Origin of the sequence: Stenotrophomonas sp. SKA14, assembly GCF_000158575.1 — a bacterium.
GTDB classification, from domain to species: Bacteria; Pseudomonadota; Gammaproteobacteria; order Xanthomonadales; family Xanthomonadaceae; genus Stenotrophomonas; species Stenotrophomonas forensis.
In genome coordinates this window covers 517,699-536,790 of record NZ_DS999412.1, presented here as the reverse complement: position 1 = coordinate 536,790, position 19,092 = coordinate 517,699, and the positions used below count along the sequence as shown (strand labels likewise).

The following is a 19,092-nucleotide window of genomic DNA, read 5'->3' as shown; positions in this document are numbered from 1 at the left end:
CGCGTCGCCCGTCGGGAGGTGATAGGCCATTCTGCCCAGCAGGGTGTGTAGAGTCGAGCTTGCTCGACTGCTTTGAACCAGCGTGTCGACCAAGGTCGACACCTACCGGGGGTGGAGGGAGTGTGCCGACCAACGGTGGGCACCCACAGGCAGCCACCGGCCCGACCGCCGGGCATGAAAAAACCCGCCACAAGGGCGGGTTTCTTCGCGGGGACCAGCAATCCTTGCGGATTACTTGATCTTGCCTTCCTTGTACGGGACGTGCTTGCGCACGACCGGATCGTACTTGGAGAATTCCATCTTCCCCGGGGTGTTCTTCTTGTTCTTGTCGGTCGTGTAGAAGTGACCGGTACCGGCGGTCGAAATCATACGGACCTTATCGCGCTTGCCTGCCATGATCGTCTACTCCTCAGACCTTTTCGCCGCGCGCACGCAGCTCAGCCAGAACGGAATCGATGCCGTTCTTGTCGATGGTGCGCAGTGCATGCGCGGAAACACGAAGCTTCACCCAGCGGTTCTCGCTGGCAACCCAGAAGCGGCGCTCGTGCAGGTTGGGCAGGAAACGACGACGGGTCTTGTTGTTGGCGTGCGAGACGTTGTTACCGGTCTGCACTCGCTTGCCGGAAACCTGGCATACGCGGGACATGGCGCACCTCGATAGTAAGTTGTGTCAGCCCGTAGCCCGGGAGACGGCGGCCTCGGTGGTTGCCCACCACACGTCAAGAGAATCAAAGGGTTACGCTGGCGTTGGGCGGCCGGGGACGTGCTCCCGGGGGCGCCGCCCGGTAGAAAACCGGACACAGCGAGCCGAGCATTATGCACGGGTTCAAGCACTTGCGCAAGTTACCCACAGGCTGTGGCTGAACGCGCCCGGTGGCGGGCCTCAACGCAGGTGCGGGATGACCTGGGCCAGCAGATGGGCATCCTTCAACGCACCGTGCAGGCCACGGTTGCCCGGAATGCGCAGGCGCTGCAGTACATCGTCCAGCTTGTTGCCCTGGCCCGGCCAGCGCCCGCGCGCCAGCTTCAGGCTGCAGGTGATGCGGCAATGCTGGGCCAGCGTGCCGGGAATGCCGGACAGGCGCAGCTCGTTGTCCAGGAAGCCCACATCGAAAGTGGCGTTGTGCGCGACCATCTCGCTGCCGCGCAGGAACGCCAGCAGTTCGGCGGCCTTGCTGGAGAACAGCGGCTTGCCCACCAGCATCGCATCGCTGATGCCATGCACGCGCTGCGCGCCCCGGTCGACCTTGCGCTGCGGCTGCAGGTAGGTGTGGAACTGGCGCCCGGTCAGCTGGCCATCGATCAACTCGACGGCACCGATCTCGATCACGCGATGGCCGAGCCGATGGGAGATGCCGGTGGTTTCGGTATCCAGTGCGACGATGCGGCTCATGCGTGACGAAGTTTCCGGTTGCGTGCTGTGGTGATTTTCGCACGTGCCACTGCGTGAGCGGATTCGGAAACGTTGCAGATGCTCACGCCAGCACCTCCACCACCCAATCAATGAACACCCGCAGCCGCTGGCTCATGTGCCGGTTCGGCGGAAACATCACATGCATCGGCATCGATGGCAGCTGCCAGTCCTGCAGCACCGGCAGCAGCTCGCCACGCGCCACGTGCGGCGCGGCCATGTAGCTGGGCAGCGCCACCACGCCCAGACCCGCCAACGCAGCCGCCAGATAGGCGTTGCCGTCGTCGAAGCCGATCGTGTAGCGGCCCTGCACCTCGATGCGCTCATCGCCACGTTGAGCGTTGAACACCCTGGCCCGGCCACTGCGCGGGCTGAGGAAGCCGACCATGTGGTGATCGGGCCCTTCCAGCGCGCGCGGGTCGGCAGGCTGGCCGAAGCGCTGCACGTAGCCCGGGCTGGCGTGGAAGCCGATCGGCAGCGCGCCGAGCGGCCGCGCCACCAGCGCCGGGTCGGCCGGCGTGCCGCCACGGATCACGCAATCCACGTTGTCAGCGATGACATCGACCTCGCGGTCACTCACGCCGATGTCCAGCTGGATCTCCGGGTAGCGCACCTGGAAATCCGGCAGCGCCGGCACCAGCCGCAGCCGAGCGTACGGCCCGGGCACGTCCACGCGCAGGCGCCCACGCGGCTGGGTGGCCGCATCGCCCAGCCCGCCCTCCACCTCTTCCAGCTCGGCCAGCAGGCGGGCGATGCGCGGGTAATAGGCCGCGCCATCGGCGGTGACGCTGACCCGCCGGGTGGTGCGGTTGAGCAGGCGCAGCCGCAGGTGGGCCTCCAGCTGCTGTACCAGCTGGGTGACCGTGGTGCGGCTGACCTGAAGCGTGAGCGCGGCACGGGTGAAGCTACCGGTCTCCACCACCCGGGCAAACGCCCGCATCGCCTCGAAGCGGTCCATGACAGGCCGTTATTGTTTGGGATTGGCAACCAATCTAGGCTGATCATCGCGGTTTATCCAGACAGCGAAGGGGCGGACGATGGCGTTCTTCCCAACCGATTCCTTCCCATGTCACAGCGCAATGTCGTTTTCCCCGCCGGCCGCCAGGCCCTGTATGAGCGCAACCGCTACTCGCCGGCGATCCGTTCCAATGGCTTCCTGTTCGTCTCCGGCCAGGTCGGCAGCCGCGAGGACGGCTCGCCCGAACCGGACTTCGAAACGCAGGTGCGCCGCGCCTTCGAGAATCTCAACGCGGTGTTGGCTGCCGCGGGCTGCACGTTCGATGACGTGATCGACGTGACCGTGTTCCTGGTCGACCCCGAGAAGAACTTCGAGAAGGCGTGGGCGATCGTGCCCGAGTACTGGGGCGAGGCGCCGCATCCGACCCTGACCGGCATCGGCGTGACCTGGCTCTACGGGTTCCAGTTCGAGATCAAGGTGATCGCGAAGCTGCCCGCAGACCGGTAGTGCCAGCCGCTGGCCGGCAGCATCGAAAGGCGTGTCGACCAAGGTCGACACCCACCAAGGCAGGAGGTCGGCACCCACCAAGGCAGGAGATCGGCACCCACCAGGGCAGGAAGTCGACATCCACCAGGGCAGGAGGCCCCCAGGCCGTCCACCTGAACGGGAGATTCCGACGGATTCCCGAAGCGGCCATTGATATTGTATCCGGCGAAAACCGCTTGCTAGCCTCCCCTTCATGCGCCGGATCTCCCGCCACCTTCGCTCGTACCTGCTGATGCTGCTGATGGCGGCGTTCGTGGTCGTGCCGGTGGCCGACGCACTAGCGTGCACGGTGGAACCGCACGCCAGCACGGTGCACGTGGAGTCCGCACCGGATTCCGATGGCGATACCGATGGCAAGCATGTCGGTGCCTGTGGCCACAACCACTGCCACCACTCCAACCTGAGCCTGCCGGCACACACGCTTGCCGCCTTCGGGGCGCCGCTGCCGGCGCGCTGGATGAATGCAGGCGATGCGGCGACCTATGCGGTCGCCCAGGATGAATTGACGCGTCCTCCCCGGGCGTGAGTTGAGCGCGTCCCGCGATTGCGGGCTCCCGTTTCACTCACAACCGGAATCCCCCTATGTCGATCCTGACACCTCGGTCGCCGCGCGCGGCCGGGCTGGTCGTCGCTGTGCTGCTGGGCCTGGCCCCGGCGGCATCGGTGATGGCGCAAGCCGCCCCCTCCTACGACACCCTGCTTGAACGCCTGGACCAGCTGCCCGGCACCCGTGTGGGCACGGCACTGGCCGAGGCCGCCGATGCGCGCGCCGACCAGGCCCGTGCGTTGCCCAACCCTTCTCTCTCCTACTCGGCCGAAAATGCCTGGGGCACAGGCTCCTATGGCGGCATGGGCAAGGCCGACACCGTGCTCACCTTGTCCCAGCCGCTGGAGGTCTGGGGCCAGCGTGGCGCGCGCGTCCGGGCCGCCCGGGCCGAGGCACAAGCCGCTGCCCTGCGTGGTTCGCAGAGCCGCAGTGATGTCGCCAGTCAACTGGCGGTGGTCTACGCACAGGCGGAAAGTGCATTGCGTCGTTACACCCTCGCCAGCGAAGCGCTCGCCCTGACCCGCGATGATGCGGCCGCCGTCAACGCGATGGTCAAGCAGGGCCGCGAACCGCAGCTGCGCGCGGTGCAGGCGCAGAGCGAAGTGGCCAATGCCACCGCGTCGCTGGATGAAGCACAGGCGTTCCGCGATGCCGCGCTGGCGCGGCTGGCCGGTGCCGCGTTGCTGGATGCGCCGGTGCAGTCGATCGACAACAGCCTGCTCGACCGTGTCCCGCCGCTGCCGCGCGGTGCCACCGACGCCGCACTGGCCGTGCGTATCGCAGAAGCGGAAGCCGATGCAGCCGGCAAGCTGGTCGAGGTGGAGCGCAAGCGCGCCCTGCCCGACCTCAGCGTCACTGCCGCGCAGACCCGCTTCCGCGAAGGCGGCGAGCGTGCCTACAACCTCGGGGTCAGCCTCAGCATCCCGCTGTTCGACCGCAACCGCGGTGGCATCCGCGCCGCCAATGCCGACCAGCGCGCGGCCGAGGCACGCCTGGACCAGCAGCGCCGCGACAGCGAGGCCGAACGCCTGTCCGCCGTGGCCGGGCTGAAGGCCGCCGGCAGCCGTACCCGCGCCGCCGATGAAAGCGTGGTCGCCGCCGAAGAGGCGTATCGCCTCGCACGCGTCGGCTTCGATGCCGGACGCATCTCGCAGCTGGAACTGCGCAGCACCCGCAGCGCCCTCATCGCCGCCCGTGGCACCGCCGTGGATGCGCGCCTGTCGCGCGTCGGCGCGGAAATCGATCTTGCCCGCCTGGAAGGGCGCGCACCTTTTGTGGAGGCCCCATGACTCTCTCCCGTTCCTTCCCCTTGATCGGCGGCCTCCTGCTGACCGTGTTCCTGGCCGGCTGCGCCGGCAACGCGCAGACGCCTGCGAATGAAGACCCCACAGCGGCCAAGGCCGGCACCGACGATGGCCACGGCCATGCCGCCGACAGCAAGGAAGCCAAGGCAGAAGCCGCCAAAGCACCCGCCGACGCCGATGAAGGCGTAGTGCAGCTGACCCCGGAACAGATCAAGGCGTCCGGTATCGAGGTGGTCGCCGTCGGCCGCGGCGGTGGCGGTTCGACCCGCCTGTCCGGCCGGGTCGAACCGTCGGTAGGCGCACGTGCCTCGGTCGCCTCCACGGTGACCGGCCGCGTTGAACGCGTGCTGGTCGCGCCGGGCACGGCGGTGAAGCAGAACCAGGCGCTGGCCATCGTGGTCAGTGGCGAGGCCGCGGTGTTCCGCGCCAATGCGCTGGCCGCATCGGCCGAAGCCGAGGCCGCGCGCCTGGCCTATGGCCGCGACAAGGCGCTGGTCGACCAGGGCGTGGTCGCCCGCCAGGAGCTGGAAGCCTCGCGCGCACGTTCGCTGGCGGCCCAGGCCCAGGCCGCTGCCGCGCAGGCCCAGGCCGCCGCCAACGGGGCGCCCGATGCCAGTGGCCGCGTGCGCATCACCAGCCCGGTGGCCGGCATCGTCGGTAACGTGCAGGTCACCCCAGGTGGCGTGGTCGCCGCCGGCAGCGCGGTGGCCGATGTCGCCGACCCGGCGATGAACGAACTGGTGTTCACCGCACCGCCGGCGCTGGCCGCGCAGGTCACGCCGGGCATGACGCTGGAAGTGAGCGTGCCGGGAGGCAGCTTCACCGCCACCGTCACCGGTTCGGCCGCCGATGTGCGCCAGCAGGGCGGCGTCGCGGTGATCCGCGCCACACCGGTGGACGCTTCGCTGCCGCCGGCCGGTTCGCCGGTTTCGGCGGTGGTGGTCACCGAAGGCCAGGACGGTTCGCTCAGCGTGCCCGCCGATGCGGTGCAGAACGTCGATGGCAGCAGTGCGGTGTTCGTTGCCGTCGACGGCGGCTTCAAGGCACAGCCGGTACTGGCCGGGCGTCGGGCCGGCGACCGCATCGAGATCCTCGGTGGGCTGACCGGCAGCGAGCGCATCGTCGGCGCCAACGCCTTCCTGCTCAAGGCCGAACTGGCCAAGGGCGAAGCCGAGCACGGCCACTGAGGAGGCGACCATGTTCAAGCTGATCATTGAAACAGCGGTGCGCCATCGCTGGCTGGTGGTGTTCATGGCAACGCTGATCGCTGCCGTGGGCCTGTTCCAGCTGGGCAAGCTGCCGATCGACGCGGTGCCGGACATCACCAACCGCCAGGTGCAGATCAACACGGTGGCACCGGCGCTGACCCCGGAACAGATCGAACGGCAGGTGACCTACCCGCTGGAAACCGCGCTGGCCGGCATTCCCGGCCTGACCACCACGCGTTCGCTGTCGCGCAATGGCTTCTCGCAGGTCACCGCGATCTTCACCGATGCCACCGACATCTACTTCGCCCGCCAGCAGGTGGCCGAGCGCATGCGCGAGGCATCCGAAGACCTGCCCGATGGTGCGTCGCCAATGCTGTCGCCGGTCACCACCGGCCTCGGCGAAGTGCTGATGTGGACGGTGGACTTCACCACGTTCGATCCGGCCAGGCTGGCCAAGCCCGGTGAAGCGGGCTGGCAGGCCGGCGAGGTCTACCGCACGCCGGAAGGCAACCTGCTGCGCACGCCGGAAGAACGCGCCACCTACCTGCGCACCGTGCAGGACTGGATCATCGCGCCGCAGATGCGCTCCAGCCCGGGGCTGGCCGGCGTCGATACGGTCGGCGGCTACGTCAAGGAATACGGCGTGCATCCGGACAGCGCCCGGCTGGCCGCGCACGGTCTCGGCCTGGCCGATCTGGTCACCGCGTTGCAGCGCTCCAACGTGCAGGCCGGTGCCGGCTTCGTGCAGCGTGCTGGCGAAGGCCTGGTGGTGCGTGCCGATGGCCTGGCGCTGACCACCGAGGATCTGGCACAGGCCCCGGTGGCCACCCGCAACGGCGTGGTGGTGCGCGTGGCCGATGTGGCCTCAGTCGAACTGAGCCGCGCACCACGCCTGGGTGCAGCCAGCCGCAACGGCCACGAAGCCGTGCTGGGTACCGCACTGATGATCGCCGGCGGCAACAGCCGCACCGTGGCGCAAGCCGCCGCCGCGCGCCTGGAGCAGGTGAACACGTCGCTGCCGGCCGACATCGTGGCGGCACCGGTGCTGGACCGCAGCGTGCTGGTCAATTCCACCATCAAGACCGTTGCCAAGAACCTCACCGAAGGCGCGCTGCTGGTGGTGGTGGTGCTGTTCCTGCTGCTGGGCAACCTGCGTGCAGCGACGATCACCGCGCTGGTGATTCCGCTGTCGTTCCTGTTCGCGGTGATCGGCATGAACCGCTTCGGCATCAGCGGCAACCTGATGAGCCTGGGTGCGCTGGACTTCGGCATCCTGGTGGACGGTGCGGTGATCGTGGTCGAGTCGACCCTGCTGATGCTGGGCCAGCGCCGCGCCGAACTGGGCCGCGCGTTGACCGCGATGGAACGCCTGCGCGTGGCCGCCGATTCGGCCATGAAGATGGCGCGCCCTGCGGCATTCGGCCAGTTGATCATCCTGCTGGTGTTCGCGCCGATCCTTACCCTGGAGGGCGTGGAGGGCAAAACGTTCCACCCGATGGCGGCCACCTTCATGCTGGCCCTGGTCGGTGCCTTCATCTTCTCCTTCACCTTCGTGCCGGCGATGGCCGCGCTGCTGGTGCGCGAGCCGAAGGTCAAGGGCGGCGATGCACATGCCGATGACGGTGAGCACGAGACCAAACTGATCCGCGTGCTGCGCGCACGCATCGAACCGGTGGTGCGCAAGGCCGTGGCGCATCCGCGCACGGTGCTGGCCGGTGCGGTGATGATGGTGGTGGTGGGCATCGGTTCGTTCTCGCTGCTGGGTCGCGAGTTCATGCCGACGCTGGACGAAGGCAACGTGGCGATGCAGGCCCTGCGCGTGCCATCGACCTCACTTGAGCAGTCACTGGCGATGCAGCTGGCACTGGAAAAGGCGATCGCCAAGCAACCGGAAGTGGAGACGGTGTTCTCGCGCACCGGTACCGCCGAGGCGGCCATCGACCCGATGCCGACCAACATCTCCGACAGCGTGATCGTGCTGAAGCCACGCAAGGACTGGCCAGATCCCAAGTTGGGCAAGGATGTGCTGGTGTCGCGCTTCGAGAAGCTGGCCGGGCAGCAGCTGGGCAACAGCTTCGAGTTCAGCCAGCCGATCGAGCTGCGCTTCAACGAGCTGATTTCCGGCGTGCGTACCGACCTGGCGGTGATGATCTTCGGCGATGACTTCAGCCAGCTGCAGAAGGTGGCCGACCAGGTGGCACTGAAGCTGCGTGCAGTGAACGGCGCGGCCGATGTGCGGGTGGAGCAGATCTCCGGCCTGCCCACGCTCAACGTGGCCATCGACCACGTGGCCGCGGCGCAGTACGGGCTGACCGCCGCAGACGTGAGTGATGCACTGTCCACCGGCATTGGTGGTACCGCGGCCGGCAAGATCTTCGAAGGCGACCGCCGCTTCAACGTGGTGGTGCGCCTGGACGATGCCTCGCGCAACGATCCGGATCAGCTGGCTTCGTTGCCGATTGCAACGCCGTCGGGACTGGTGATTCCGCTGTCGTCGGTCGCGCGCATCACGGTCAGCGAAGGGCCGAACCAGATCAGCCGCAACAACGGCAGCCGCCGCGTGGTGGTGCAGGCCAACGTGCGCGGCCGCGACCTGGGTGGCTTCGTCGGCGAAGCACAGGCGGCGGTGGCCGACGTGGCGCTGCCGCCGGGTGCCTACCTGACCTGGGGTGGCCAGTTCGAGAACCTGCAGCGCGCCGAGAAGCGGCTGGCAACGGTGGTGCCGGTGGTGTTCCTGCTGATCGGCAGCCTGCTGTTCATGGCCCTGCGCAGCGGCAAGGAAGCCATTCTGGTGTTCAGCTGCGTGCCGCTGGCGCTGGTCGGCGGCATCCTCGCGCTGCTGCTGCGTGGCATGCCGTTCTCGGTGTCGGCGGCGGTCGGCTTCATCGCCGTCTCCGGCGTGGCCACCTTGAACGGGCTGGTGCTGATGCAGGCCATCCGCGAGCGCCTGGATGCCGGTGACCTGCCGCTGCAGGCGGCTATCAATGGTGCATCGAGCCGCATCCGCGCGGTGCTGACCACGGCGTTGGTGGCCATCGTCGGCTTCATTCCGATGGCGATTGCCAGCGGTTCCGGTGCGGAGGTGCAGAAGCCGCTGGCGACGGTGGTGATCGGTGGCCTGATCACCGCCACCGTGCTGACCCTGCTGGTGCTGCCGACCTTCGCGGCACGGGTGGCCAAGCCAAGGGCGGTGGTGTGAAACATGACGGGGTCGGATCATGCGATCCGACCCCGTTCTCCGATCCCCGGTAGTGCCGGCCGCTGGCCGGCAATGTCGAACGATTGCAGTGCGTGCAGGTTGCCGGCCAGCGGCCGGCACTACCTTGGAGCGGTCAGGCCTTCTTGCGCTCGGCGATGTAGGCCTGGATCTGCTGTTCCAACACCGGCAGCGGTACCGAGCCCTGCTTGAGCAGGGTGTCGTGGAAGCCCTTGATGTCGAACTTGTCGCCCAGTTCCTTCTCGGCCTGCGCACGCAGGCGCACGATGGCGATCTCGCCCAGCTTGTAGCTCAGCGCCTGGCCCGGCCAGGAAATGTAGCGGTCCACTTCGGTGGTCACTTCATGCTCGCTCAGCGCGGTGTGGTCACGCAGGTAGGCCAACGCCTGCTCGCGGGTCCAGCCCTTGCTGTGCACGCCGGTATCGATCACCAGGCGCGCCGCGCGCCACATTTCGTAGGTCAGGCGGCCGAAATCCTCGTACGGGGTTTCGTAGATGCCCATCTCCACGCCCAGCTTCTCGCAGTAAAGCGCCCAGCCTTCGCCATAGGCGGAGATGTAGGCGTTGCGGCGGAACTCGGGCAGGTTCTTCTGCTCGGCGGCGATGGCGCCCTGCAGCGCGTGGCCCGGATCGGATTCATGCAGGGTCAGCGCCGGCAGGTTGTACAGCGGGCGCGATGGCAGGTTGTAGGTGTTGAGCCAGTAGGTGCCCATGCCACCGCGGCCGGCAGTCCAGAACGGCGCGATGTCCGGCGGCACCGGCACGATGGTGAAGCGGGCGCGCGGCAACGTCATGTACTTGCCGAGCTGGCCATCGGCCCGCTTGGAGATCCACGCGGCACGCGACAGCAGCTCTTCCGGCGTCTTGGCATAGAACTGCGGATCGGTACGCAGGAAGGTCAGGAACTCGGCGAAGCTGCCCTTGAACTTCACCTGCCTGATGATGTCGTTCATCTCGCCCTGGATGCGAGCGACTTCGCCCAGGCCGATGCGGTGGATCTCGTCCGGCGACAGGTCCAGCGTGGTGTATTCGTGGATCTGCTGCTTGTAGTACGCCTTGCCGTCCGGCATCGCTTCGGCAGCCAGCGTGGTGCGCGCCTGCGGCACGTACTCGCTGACGAAGAAGGTGCGCAGCTGCTGGAACGCCGGCACCACCTTGCCACTGATCGCTTCGCGCGCCTGCGCCTGCAGCCTGGCCTGCTCGGCGGCCGGAATGCTGTTGGGCAGCTTCTTGAACGGCGCGTACAGCGGCGACTCGGTGGGATCCATCAGCTCAGCGACAGTAGCGATGGACACCTCGCGGCCATCGAGCACGGCACGCGGCACGCTGAAACCACGCTTCAGGCCGGCGCGCATGTTCTCGGTCTGCTGGCCGAAGTAGCGCGGCACGTCATTCAGGCGTGCGATGTAGTTCTGGTAGTCCTGCCCGGTCTTCATCTCGCGCCGGGCCATGAAGGACAGGTTCGACCAGAACGAGGAGTCGGCGTTGAACGGCATTTCATAGCCGCGCAGGCGCACCTCTTCGGCCAGGTTGAACACCTGGTCGCGGTAGATCGCGTAGTTGACCTGGTTGTCGGCCGACAGGGTCTTCGGGTCGATCTTCTTCAGCGCGGCGAGGGTCTCGTCCCACACCTTCAGGCGTGCCTGCTGCGCGGCCGGGCCGACGTCAGGCATGCGGGTGGCATTGGCCGGGGCATCTTCGTCTTCGCTGGCCTCACCGCCGCCGTCCTGGCGCCACTTCCATTCCTTCTCGTACACCGCACGGAAGGCGGCGTCGGCGGGCGATTCGGTGGCCACGCTGGCCGGTGCAGCGGTGGCGGGCGGTGCGGCGAGGGCCACGGCGGGGGCGGACAGGGCAATCAGCAGGGCAACGGCAAGACGGGTTTTCACGAGCACAGGTTCCCGGGAAGGCAGACCCCGATCATGGCACCGCCCACCGCCCGTGGCATGGGACGAAGGTCCTGCCTGCAACGCAGGCAGGACCGGGAACCGGCCGCAGGCCGGGGCCCCAGCGCCGAAGGCGCGTGGTAGAGCCGACTGCTAGTCGGCTGCTCTTCGGCAATACATGGCAAAGCCCGCGCTCCGCGCGAAAGTCGACTCTACCCACTGCAGGCAGGACCGCGAACCGCCGCCGAACATGCAGTAGATCCACGCCATGCGTGGATATCCCGGGTCCGGATACACATGTGCCGACCAAGGTCGGCACCCACCGGATGGGGCCCCGGGGGCCTCAGTGGCTGGCCCTGTCCCGCTTCCAGCCCCGGTGCTTGATGTCCAGCTGCAGGCTGTACAGCGCGGTGAACGCCGGGAACAGGTTCTGCAGCACGCCCACCGAGTCCTGCTTGGCCGAGAACAGGAAGTAGCTCAGCGTCATCAGGCTGCCGACCACGCTCATGTACCAGAACAGGCGCGGGATGACCGGCTTGCCCGCGCGCTTGGAGGCGATGAACTGGACCAGCCAGCGGCCGCCGAACATCAGCGCGCCGGTATAGCCGATCAGCTTCCAGCCGGTCACGTGCAGGCCGGTCCAGTACAGCCAGGTCAGCGGCTGGTCGAGCCAGTGCAGTTCCAGGCCCATCACCGCTCTTCCACCGCGGTGCGCTTGCTGCGGGTGATCAGCCAGGCCACGCCGCGCAGATCGCGGATGCCGACCAGCGCGCGGCCCAGGTTGTTGTACTTGGACACGCCGGCGGTACGGTGGCGGTGGTTGACCGGCACGCTGGTGGTCTTCCAGCCGGCGCGCTGCATCAGCGCCGGCAGGTAGCGGTGCATGTGGTCGAAGTACGGCAGGTCGAGGAAGGCGCTGCGCTCGAACAGCTTGATGCCGCAGCCGGTGTCGGGCGTGTCATCGCGCAGCATGCGCGCGCGGATGGCGTTGGCCCAGCGGCTGGCCCAGCGCTTGCTGCCGCTGTCCTGGCGGTTGACGCGCCAGCCGGCAAACAGCTTCACCTGCGCCTCGGCTGCATCGCGCGCGGCCAGCAGCTTGGGAATGTCGGCCGGATCATTCTGGCCATCGCCATCCAGGGTGGCGATCCAGGGCGACCGCGCATGCTTGACGCCGGTGCGCACGGCGGTGCTCTGCCCGCTCTGGTTCACATGGTGCAGCACGCGCAGTTCCGGCGTGGTGGCCTTCAGGCCTTGCAGCACGGCCAGGGTGTCATCGCGCGAGTGATCGTCGATGTAGACGATCTCGAACGGCAACCGGCCACGCAGTGCAGCGGTGATTTCGGCGACCAGCGGGGCGACGTTGTCGCGCTCGTTGAACACGGGGACGACAACGGAAAGCTCGGGTTGGCTCATGAGGGACTCGGCCAAGGGGGGACAAAGACCGCGCATTCTCCGAAACCGAGGTTATCCGAAGATGAACCCGGCCGCGTGAGGATCACGGCTCAGGCACGGTCGCCAAAATACTCGCGGCACCACTGCACGACGGGCGGCAATCCCACTTCGATCGGGGTCACCGCGTCGAAGCCGAAGGCGTCATGGGCGCGCCGGGTATCGGCCATCGTGCGCACCATGTCGCCGGGCTGCATGGGCTTGTAGACCTTCTGCGCGGGGCGGCCGGCAGCCTGCTCGATCACGCCGATGAAGCGCTCCAGCTCGACCGGCGTATGGTTGCCGAGGTTGAACACCCGGTGCGGCACCGGACCGTCGGCCGGATGCGCGAGGGCGCCAAGGATACCGGACACGATGTCGGAGACATGTGTGAAATCGCGCTGCATGCGGCCTTCGTTGAACACGTCGATCGGCCGACCGGCCAGCACCGCGCGCGAGAACAGCAGCGGTGCCATGTCCGGCCGGCCCCACGGCCCATACACGGTGAAGAAGCGCAGGCCGGTGGCATGCAGGCCATACAGCTGCGCGTAGGTGTAGGCCATCAGCTCGTTGGCGGCCTTGGTTGCCGCGTACAGCGAGCGCGGCTGGTCCACGCGCTGGTCTTCGGAGAACGGCGGCGTGGCCGAGTCGCCATAGACCGAGCTGCTCGACGCATACACCAGGTGCTGCACGCCACGGTGGCGGCACAGTTCAAGCATGTTGACGAAGCCGACCAGGTTGCTGTCGACGTAGGCATGCGGGTTTTCCAGCGAATAGCGCACGCCGGCCTGTGCGGCCAGGTGGATCACCGCGGTCGGCTGCACCTCGTCGAACAGCGCGGCCAGGCCATCACGGTCGGTCAGGTCCAGCGTGCGCAGGTCCAGCGTCGGGCACAGCGCGGCCACGCGGTCGCGCTTGATCTGCGGGTCGTAGTAGTCGTTGAAGTTGTCCAGGCCGACCACCGGCTGGCCAGCCTCCAGCAGCGCGCGGGCGGTGTAGGCACCGATGAAGCCGGCAGCGCCGGTGAGCAGGAGGGTCATTGCAGTTGCCTGGAAATCAATGAGTACAGGTACAGAGGATACGCTGCGGGCTCAGAACAGCCCGAAACGCTTCTTGGCCACATTGCTGCGGCCGGGTTCGATCACGTCCTGGATGTTCCTGGCATCGAAGCGGTCGAGCAGTGCTTCGGCGCCCTTTTTCAGCTTCAGGTCCATCTCTTCCGGGTACAGCGGCATGAGGGCCATGAAGGCGATGGTCCTGCCATCCTCCAGCACCAGCTCGGCGAAGTCTTCCGGGGTGGTGACCGGCGGCAGCACGATGGCACCGTCGAAACCCACGCCCGGCGCATAGGGCTCGCTGGGGTGGCCGTTGGGAATGGTGTGGCCGAAACCCAGCCAGGTGTCGTACTCGTGCGGCAGCCGCGCCATGCCCTTCAGCAGGCGCACCGGCCAGTAATTGCGCTCGTCCTCGAAGGCATCCTGGGTGATCGGCCAGTCGGCCGGCAGGGTCACCATCAGCTCCATGTAGCGCGGCACGTCCGCGTCCACCTCGGCGGGCACGGTCATCGGCAGGTCGCTCATGCCGGAGGTCACCAGCCGCAGGTACGGGAACTGCTCATTGGCCGGCACCACGTGCACGTCGATGTGCACCAGGTCGGAGATGATCTCGTGGAAGACGCCGGACACCGGGCCGAGATGGCGCTCGATGTGCGCGCCGATGGCCTCGATGTGTTCTTCGCCCTGCGGCGGCGTGAAGTCCTTCTGGCGGCTGTGCACCATGATCGGGCTGCCGCCCGGGCTGACGTCGTCGAATGCGTTGCTCATGTCCTGCTCCCTGGATGAGGCCACGGGCCAGAGGACAGTGCGAGCCCCAGCGCGCGCGGCGGTGCGTTCCCTGTCATTGACAGGACACGGCAGGAACGGGCCGCGTCCCCTGTCGCTGCGCCGGGCTCAGCCCTGGCGCGTGCGCAGCTTTTCCAGCACCCCGTCGAGCGTGTCCAGATCGGTGTAATGGATGATCAGCTTGCCCTTGCCGCCGCGGCCGTGGTTGATCGCCACCTTTGCACCCAGCGCTTCGGACAGCTCGGTTTCCAGCGAGGCGATGTCGGCCTGCTGCACCTTGGGCGTGGCCACCGGGCGGTTGCTCGGCACCTTGCCGGCGGCAAACGCCTGCGCACGGCGCTCGACCTCGCGCACCGACCAGCCTTCGTCGGCCGCTTCCTGCGCCAGCTTGCCGGCCAACTCCGGGGCCAGGGTCAGCAGCGCGCGGGCGTGGCCCATTTCCAGGCGACGGGTTTCCAGCAGCAGGCGGATCGCCACCGGCAGCTCCAGCAGGCGCAGCAGGTTGGACACCGCCGCGCGCGAGCGGCCGACGGCCTCGGCAGCCTCGGCATGGGTCAGGGTGAATTCGCTGATGAGACGTTGCAGCGCTTCGGCTTCTTCCAGCGGGTTGAGGTCTTCGCGCTGGATGTTCTCGATCAGCGCCATCGCGATGACGGTGCGGTCTTCCAGCTCGCGCACCACCACCGGCACTTCGTCCAGCCCGGCCAGCTGCGAGGCGCGCCAGCGGCGTTCACCGGCAACGATTTCGTAGTTGCCCGCCGGCAGCTGGCGCACCAGGATCGGCTGGATCACGCCCTGCGACTTGATCGAGTCGGCCAGCTCGGACAGCTTGCCCTCGTCCATCTCGCGGCGCGGCTGGTACTTGCCCGGCTGCAGCTGGCCCACGGCCAGCTTGCGCAGCACTTCGCCCGGCAGCGGCTCGATCACCGCGGTGGTGGCCTGCACCTGGCTGACCGCCCCCTTGGGACCCAGCAGCGCATCCAGGCCACGGCCGAGGCCTCGCTTCTTGGCTGCCGGCTTGCTGCTGGTCATCAGACGGTCTCCACGGCCTTGGCGGCCTTGTTGCGTTCGTTGTTGCGGCGGATGATCTCGCCGGCCAGGCCCAGGTAGGCCACGCCACCGCGCGAGGCGCGGTCGTAGCCGACGATGCTCTGGCCATGGCTGGGCGCCTCGGCCAGGCGCACGTTGCGCGGCACGATGGTGCGGAACACGCGGTCGCCGAAGTGCTCGGTGAGCTCGGCCGAGACCGCGTTGGCCAGGTTGTTGCGCACATCGAACATGGTGCGCAACACGCCTTCGATCTCCAGCGCCGGGTTCAGGCTGGTGCGCAGCGCTTCGATGGTTTCCACCAGCGCGCTCAGGCCTTCCAGTGCGTAGTACTCGCACTGCATCGGCACGATCACCGAATCGGCGGCGGCCAGCGCGTTGAGCGTCAGCAGGGACAGCGCCGGCGGGCAGTCGATCAGGATGTAGTCGTACTCGTCGCGGATCGGCGCCAGCGCGCGCTTCAGGCGCTGCTCGCGCTCGCTCTCACCCATCAGCTGGATCTCGGCGGCGGTCAGGTCGATGTTGCCGGGCAGCAGGTCGTAGCCCTCGGCGGCCTGCACGCGCACGTCGGCAGCACTGTTCTCGCCAAGCAGCAGATCGCAGGTGGAGGCGGCCAGCTCGCGCTTGTCCACGCCACTGCCCATAGTCGCGTTGCCCTGCGAATCCAGGTCGACCAACAGCACGCGCTTGGGTGCGTTGGCCAGGGAAGCGGCCAGGTTGACGGCGGTCGTGGTCTTGCCGACGCCACCCTTCTGGTTGGCGATGGCGATGATGCGGGCCATGCGGGTGTGCCTCGTCGACGTGTGCTGGGACCGGTCATTATGCGTACAACCGGCCCCTTGCGGAAATCGTGAATCGCCAACCCGTTGTTCCACAAGGGGCAGGCGGCGGTAATCAGGGGCCTGTAACAGTGACCAGGTGGCGTTCACCGGCCAGGCCGGGCACGCTCAGCGGGGTCACCTCACGCACCTGCCAGCCTTCCGGCAGGTCCGCGATCTCTTCATGGGGATAGACGCCCTTCATGGCCAGCAACACGCCACCGGGGCGCAACAGGTGGCCACCGACGCGGACGATGCCGGCCAGGGTATCCATCGCGCGCGCGGTCAGCTGGTCGTAACGGCCGGCCTCGTCCAGCGCCTCGGCGCGTGATTCGGCCACGCGGGCGTTGCCCAGGCCGAGCTGGCGCACGGCCTCGCGCATGAAGCGCGCCTTCTTGCCATTGCTCTCGACCAGGGTGACCTGCAGGCCCGGGCAGGCGATGGCCAGCGGGATGCCGGGCAGCCCGGGACCGGTGCCGAGGTCGGCCAGGCTGCCATCGGCCACGAACGGCTGCATCGCCAGCGAGTCGAGCAGGTGGCGGGTGACCATCTCCTGCGGGTCGCGGATGGCGGTGAGGTTGTAGGTGCCGTTCCAGCGGTGCAGCAGGGCCAGGTAGCGCAGCAGCGGCGGTGCCAGCGCGGCATCCAGGCCCATGCTGGCCAGGCCCTGTTCCAGCGTGGCAGTCACGCTGGCGGGAAGTGGGTGTTCGCTCATGCCGGCATTATCGCCGGTTTTGCGCGCTGATTCGCCGCTTCAGTGCGGATACCAGGCCAATGCCGCGCGGAACTGCCCGCTGGCCTGCCATTCGTGCAGGTGCCAGCGCGCGGCCTCGCCCAGTTCCGGGTCGCACCAGCGCAGGTGCAGTGCGCCGTCATTGCCGGGGGCCAGCTGCAGCCGGTGCAGGCCGAACGAGATGCCTTGGCCGTGGGCTTTCAGCATCGCTTCCTTGGCGCACCACACGCGGAAGAACCAGTGCTCGCGCCCGGCCTCGTCCAGGCGTTCCAGCCAGGCCACTTCCTCGGGGTGGAAGAAGCGCCGCACGATTTCCAACAGGCGCGGTCGCGGCCGCAGCAGCTCAAGGTCCACGCCCAGCCGCACGCCCTCGCCCAGCGCCACCAGCAGCACCTCACCGCTGTGGCTCCAGCCGGTGCCGTAATGGGCCAGTGCGCCGGTCAGTTCAGGCCGTCCCTTGCCGTCGCGCACCAACGGCAGCGCCTCTGGTTCGGCCCCCAGCGCCTGCGCCAGCACCTGCCGCGCCTGCGGTTCGCCCCGCTGGCCGGGCACGTGGGTGCGCCGCCAGACCGTCACCGGGCCGAAGCGCCACGGGCCGTCGAGGGTGGCTGGCAGGCTCATCCGCACGCGCCCATCACGCAATTGCACGACGGGTTCACAGCCATGCGCGTCAACTGGTCACAGTTCCCCACCGGAGGTTCGATCATGGGCATCATCATCTGGCTGATCGTCGGCGGCATCGTAGGCTGGCTGGCCAGCATCATCATGAAGCGCGACGCCCAGCAGGGCATCATCCTCAACATCGTGGTCGGCATCGTCGGCGCGCTGATTTCCGGCTGGCTGTTCGGCGGCGGCATCAACGAAGCGATCACCATCCGCACCTTCCTGTTCTCGCTGATCGGTGCGGTGATCCTGCTGGCGATCGTCAACCTGTTCACCCGCAAGAGCATACGCTGACGCGGCGGTCGTGCCGGCCGCTGGCCGGCAGACGCATCACAAGGGGCCCGGCAATCGTCGGGCCCCGTTCTGTGGAGTCGAGCTTGCTCGACTGCATGGGAGATCAGTCGAGCAAGCTCGACTCTACTTCCACCCATGCCGGCGCGTGGTCGCTCGGGCGTTCCCAGGTGCGCGGCTCGCGGTCGATACCCGAGGCCACCGCGCTGCCCTTCAGCGCGTCGGAGACCAGGGTCAGATCGATGCGCAGGCCGAGGTTGCGGCGGAAGCCGGCCGCACGGTAATCCCACCAGCTGAAGGTGCCCGCCTCGTCGTTGTGCAGGCGGAAGCCATCGTGCAGGCCCAGCTGCAGCAGCTTGTTCAGCGCGCCACGCTCGGCGGTGGAGGTCAGGATGTGGTTTTCGTTCCACACCTCCGGGTCGTGCACATCGCGCGCGTCCGGGGCGATGTTGAAATCGCCCATCACGATCAGCTTCGGGTGGCGCTGCAGTTCTTCGGCGATCCAGGCATGGACGGCCTCCAGCCAGCGCAGCTTGTAGTCGTACTTGTCGGTGCCGATGTCCTGGCCGTTGACCACGTACAGGTTGATCACCCGCAGGTCGCCGAAGGTACCGGCGATGACACGCTTCTGTTCGTCCTCGAAACCGGGAATGCCGATCTGCACGTCCTGCGCCGGCTCACGCGACAGCAGCGCTACGCCGTTGTAGGTCTTCTGGCCGGCGAACACGCTGCGGTAGCCGGCGGCGATCAGCGCCGAATCGGGGAACTTGTGGTCCTCCAGCTTGGTTTCCTGGATACCGACGATGTCCGGGCCGAACGCCTTGAGCCACTGCTCCAGGTGCGGCAGGCGGACATTGAGCGAATTGACGTTCCACGAGGCGATCTTCATGCGGGCATTCTACCCGGGTGGGGTCTGGTAGACGCCAACCCTGGTTGGCGCTTGGGGTTCACGCGTGCCAACCAAGGTTGGCACCCACCGGAAGGGGCCGCGCGGGTTGGCACCTACCGGTAGTGCTGCGGAACACGAAGCCGCGGTTGGCGATCTCCACGCCGAGCTTCAGCTCGATCTGTCGCAAATGCCCGTCAAACGGACCGCATAGGTTGGCCAGCCGCTCGTTGTCTTCCGGCGACAGGGTGAAGTCTCGATGCTCGATGCTTTTCATTGATCGGGTAGGGCGGAAGCCTTGCACCACAG

The 19,092-nt window shown here is 67.7% G+C and carries 20 protein-coding genes and 1 pseudogene; 6 read left to right on the top strand and 15 right to left on the bottom strand.

The genetic code is table 11. From position 1 onward, the window contains the following. Positions 1–231: 231 nt before the first annotated feature. The 4 genes from rpmG to SSKA14_RS02485 all read right to left on the bottom strand — a co-directional run bounded on the left by rpmG (position 232) and on the right by SSKA14_RS02485 (position 2,369). On the bottom strand, positions 232–399 hold the full coding sequence (gene rpmG / locus SSKA14_RS02500; protein ID WP_170272460.1) for a 50S ribosomal protein L33: 168 nt from the start codon (positions 397–399) through the stop codon (positions 232–234). Between the two features lie 10 nt (positions 400–409). Continuing rightward, complete coding sequence (gene rpmB / locus SSKA14_RS02495) at positions 410–646, bottom strand: 50S ribosomal protein L28 (RefSeq protein ID WP_005411638.1); 237 nt, start codon at positions 644–646, stop codon at positions 410–412. Positions 647–883: 237 nt separating this feature from the next. Further along, positions 884–1,393: a DNA polymerase III subunit epsilon gene (gene dnaQ / locus SSKA14_RS02490; RefSeq protein ID WP_008265864.1), complete on the bottom strand. Its 510-nt coding sequence runs from the start codon at positions 1,391–1,393 to the stop codon at positions 884–886. 82 nt (positions 1,394–1,475) lie between these two features. After that, entirely contained in the window at positions 1,476–2,369 is an 894-nt protein-coding gene (locus SSKA14_RS02485; RefSeq protein ID WP_008265416.1) for a LysR family transcriptional regulator, read from the bottom strand. Positions 2,370–2,477: 108 nt separating this feature from the next. Here SSKA14_RS02485 and SSKA14_RS02480 point away from each other — a divergent pair, with 108 nt between their 5' ends. The 5 genes from SSKA14_RS02480 (at position 2,478) to SSKA14_RS02460 (ending at position 9,173) form a co-directional block, all read left to right on the top strand. Beyond that, positions 2,478–2,876 (top strand): RidA family protein, encoded by a 399-nt coding sequence (locus SSKA14_RS02480; protein ID WP_008267880.1) that lies wholly within the window; start codon positions 2,478–2,480, stop codon positions 2,874–2,876. 232 nt (positions 2,877–3,108) lie between these two features. Continuing rightward, positions 3,109–3,441 (top strand): hypothetical protein, encoded by a 333-nt coding sequence (locus tag SSKA14_RS02475; protein ID WP_008268261.1) that lies wholly within the window; start codon positions 3,109–3,111, stop codon positions 3,439–3,441. Between the two features lie 56 nt (positions 3,442–3,497). Next, entirely contained in the window at positions 3,498–4,751 is a 1,254-nt protein-coding gene (locus SSKA14_RS02470; RefSeq protein WP_008265231.1) for a TolC family protein, read from the top strand. Further along, positions 4,748–5,953, top strand: coding sequence for an efflux RND transporter periplasmic adaptor subunit (locus SSKA14_RS02465; protein ID WP_008268665.1), 1,206 nt, complete (start codon positions 4,748–4,750; stop codon positions 5,951–5,953). Before SSKA14_RS02470 ends, SSKA14_RS02465 begins: the two co-directional genes overlap by 4 nt. A gap of 10 nt (positions 5,954–5,963) precedes the next feature. After that, positions 5,964–9,173, top strand: a complete 3,210-nt coding sequence (locus tag SSKA14_RS02460; protein WP_008265778.1) for a CusA/CzcA family heavy metal efflux RND transporter — start codon at positions 5,964–5,966, stop codon at positions 9,171–9,173. 133 nt (positions 9,174–9,306) lie between these two features. On the opposite strand, the gene SSKA14_RS02455 is transcribed toward SSKA14_RS02460, so the two are convergent. From SSKA14_RS02455 to SSKA14_RS02415, 9 genes are all read right to left on the bottom strand, one after another. Then, entirely contained in the window at positions 9,307–11,079 is a 1,773-nt protein-coding gene (locus SSKA14_RS02455) for a DUF885 family protein (RefSeq protein ID WP_008265317.1), read from the bottom strand. A 340-nt stretch (positions 11,080–11,419) separates the two neighbouring features. Next, entirely contained in the window at positions 11,420–11,767 is a 348-nt protein-coding gene (locus tag SSKA14_RS02450) for a lipid-A-disaccharide synthase N-terminal domain-containing protein (RefSeq protein WP_008267433.1), read from the bottom strand. Further along, complete coding sequence (locus SSKA14_RS02445; RefSeq protein ID WP_040006847.1) at positions 11,767–12,489, bottom strand: glycosyltransferase family 2 protein; 723 nt, start codon at positions 12,487–12,489, stop codon at positions 11,767–11,769. Before SSKA14_RS02445 ends, SSKA14_RS02450 begins: the two co-directional genes overlap by 1 nt. Positions 12,490–12,578: 89 nt before the next feature. Continuing rightward, on the bottom strand, positions 12,579–13,544 hold the full coding sequence (locus SSKA14_RS02440; protein WP_008266439.1) for an NAD-dependent epimerase/dehydratase family protein: 966 nt from the start codon (positions 13,542–13,544) through the stop codon (positions 12,579–12,581). A gap of 51 nt (positions 13,545–13,595) precedes the next feature. Continuing rightward, entirely contained in the window at positions 13,596–14,327 is a 732-nt protein-coding gene (locus SSKA14_RS02435; RefSeq protein WP_008264807.1) for a suppressor of fused domain protein, read from the bottom strand. 126 nt (positions 14,328–14,453) lie between these two features. After that, positions 14,454–15,377 (bottom strand): ParB/RepB/Spo0J family partition protein, encoded by a 924-nt coding sequence (locus tag SSKA14_RS02430; RefSeq protein WP_008267278.1) that lies wholly within the window; start codon positions 15,375–15,377, stop codon positions 14,454–14,456. Next, entirely contained in the window at positions 15,377–16,174 is a 798-nt protein-coding gene (locus SSKA14_RS02425; protein ID WP_006476989.1) for a ParA family protein, read from the bottom strand. Before SSKA14_RS02425 ends, SSKA14_RS02430 begins: the two co-directional genes overlap by 1 nt. 112 nt (positions 16,175–16,286) lie before the next feature. Continuing rightward, complete coding sequence (gene rsmG / locus SSKA14_RS02420) at positions 16,287–16,925, bottom strand: 16S rRNA (guanine(527)-N(7))-methyltransferase RsmG (RefSeq protein ID WP_008267674.1); 639 nt, start codon at positions 16,923–16,925, stop codon at positions 16,287–16,289. 39 nt (positions 16,926–16,964) lie between these two features. After that, positions 16,965–17,564: a 4'-phosphopantetheinyl transferase superfamily protein gene (locus tag SSKA14_RS02415; RefSeq protein ID WP_008267188.1), complete on the bottom strand. Its 600-nt coding sequence runs from the start codon at positions 17,562–17,564 to the stop codon at positions 16,965–16,967. Positions 17,565–17,648: 84 nt separating this feature from the next. Here SSKA14_RS02415 and SSKA14_RS02410 point away from each other — a divergent pair, with 84 nt between their 5' ends. Then, on the top strand, positions 17,649–17,900 hold the full coding sequence (locus tag SSKA14_RS02410; protein WP_005411656.1) for a GlsB/YeaQ/YmgE family stress response membrane protein: 252 nt from the start codon (positions 17,649–17,651) through the stop codon (positions 17,898–17,900). A 103-nt stretch (positions 17,901–18,003) separates the two neighbouring features. Here the strand turns inward: SSKA14_RS02410 and xth are convergent, their stop codons facing one another. Together xth and SSKA14_RS02400 are read right to left on the bottom strand one after the other, a co-directional pair. Next, positions 18,004–18,786, bottom strand: coding sequence for an exodeoxyribonuclease III (xth, locus tag SSKA14_RS02405; RefSeq protein ID WP_008266625.1), 783 nt, complete (start codon positions 18,784–18,786; stop codon positions 18,004–18,006). Between the two features lie 121 nt (positions 18,787–18,907). Then, a pseudogene (locus SSKA14_RS02400) lies at positions 18,908–19,060 on the bottom strand (phosphate starvation-inducible protein PhoH); the annotation flags it as partial. Between the last annotated feature and the right edge of the window lie 32 nt (positions 19,061–19,092).

Coding starts and splice junctions, on each gene's coding strand:
- rpmB (WP_005411638.1), bottom strand. CDS start 646: ATGTCCCGCGTATGCCAGGTTTCCGGCAAGCGAGTGCAGACCGGTAAC.
- dnaQ (WP_008265864.1), bottom strand. CDS start 1,393: ATGAGCCGCATCGTCGCACTGGATACCGAAACCACCGGCATCTCCCAT.
- SSKA14_RS02485 (WP_008265416.1), bottom strand. CDS start 2,369: ATGGACCGCTTCGAGGCGATGCGGGCGTTTGCCCGGGTGGTGGAGACC.
- SSKA14_RS02480 (WP_008267880.1), top strand. CDS start 2,478: ATGTCACAGCGCAATGTCGTTTTCCCCGCCGGCCGCCAGGCCCTGTAT.
- SSKA14_RS02475 (WP_008268261.1), top strand. CDS start 3,109: ATGCGCCGGATCTCCCGCCACCTTCGCTCGTACCTGCTGATGCTGCTG.
- SSKA14_RS02470 (WP_008265231.1), top strand. CDS start 3,498: ATGTCGATCCTGACACCTCGGTCGCCGCGCGCGGCCGGGCTGGTCGTC.
- SSKA14_RS02465 (WP_008268665.1), top strand. CDS start 4,748: ATGACTCTCTCCCGTTCCTTCCCCTTGATCGGCGGCCTCCTGCTGACC.
- SSKA14_RS02460 (WP_008265778.1), top strand. CDS start 5,964: ATGTTCAAGCTGATCATTGAAACAGCGGTGCGCCATCGCTGGCTGGTG.
- SSKA14_RS02450 (WP_008267433.1), bottom strand. CDS start 11,767: ATGGGCCTGGAACTGCACTGGCTCGACCAGCCGCTGACCTGGCTGTAC.
- SSKA14_RS02445 (WP_040006847.1), bottom strand. CDS start 12,489: ATGAGCCAACCCGAGCTTTCCGTTGTCGTCCCCGTGTTCAACGAGCGC.
- SSKA14_RS02440 (WP_008266439.1), bottom strand. CDS start 13,544: ATGACCCTCCTGCTCACCGGCGCTGCCGGCTTCATCGGTGCCTACACC.
- SSKA14_RS02435 (WP_008264807.1), bottom strand. CDS start 14,327: ATGAGCAACGCATTCGACGACGTCAGCCCGGGCGGCAGCCCGATCATG.
- SSKA14_RS02430 (WP_008267278.1), bottom strand. CDS start 15,377: ATGACCAGCAGCAAGCCGGCAGCCAAGAAGCGAGGCCTCGGCCGTGGC.
- SSKA14_RS02425 (WP_006476989.1), bottom strand. CDS start 16,174: ATGGCCCGCATCATCGCCATCGCCAACCAGAAGGGTGGCGTCGGCAAG.
- rsmG (WP_008267674.1), bottom strand. CDS start 16,925: ATGAGCGAACACCCACTTCCCGCCAGCGTGACTGCCACGCTGGAACAG.
- SSKA14_RS02415 (WP_008267188.1), bottom strand. CDS start 17,564: ATGAGCCTGCCAGCCACCCTCGACGGCCCGTGGCGCTTCGGCCCGGTG.
- SSKA14_RS02410 (WP_005411656.1), top strand. CDS start 17,649: ATGGGCATCATCATCTGGCTGATCGTCGGCGGCATCGTAGGCTGGCTG.
- xth (WP_008266625.1), bottom strand. CDS start 18,786: ATGAAGATCGCCTCGTGGAACGTCAATTCGCTCAATGTCCGCCTGCCG.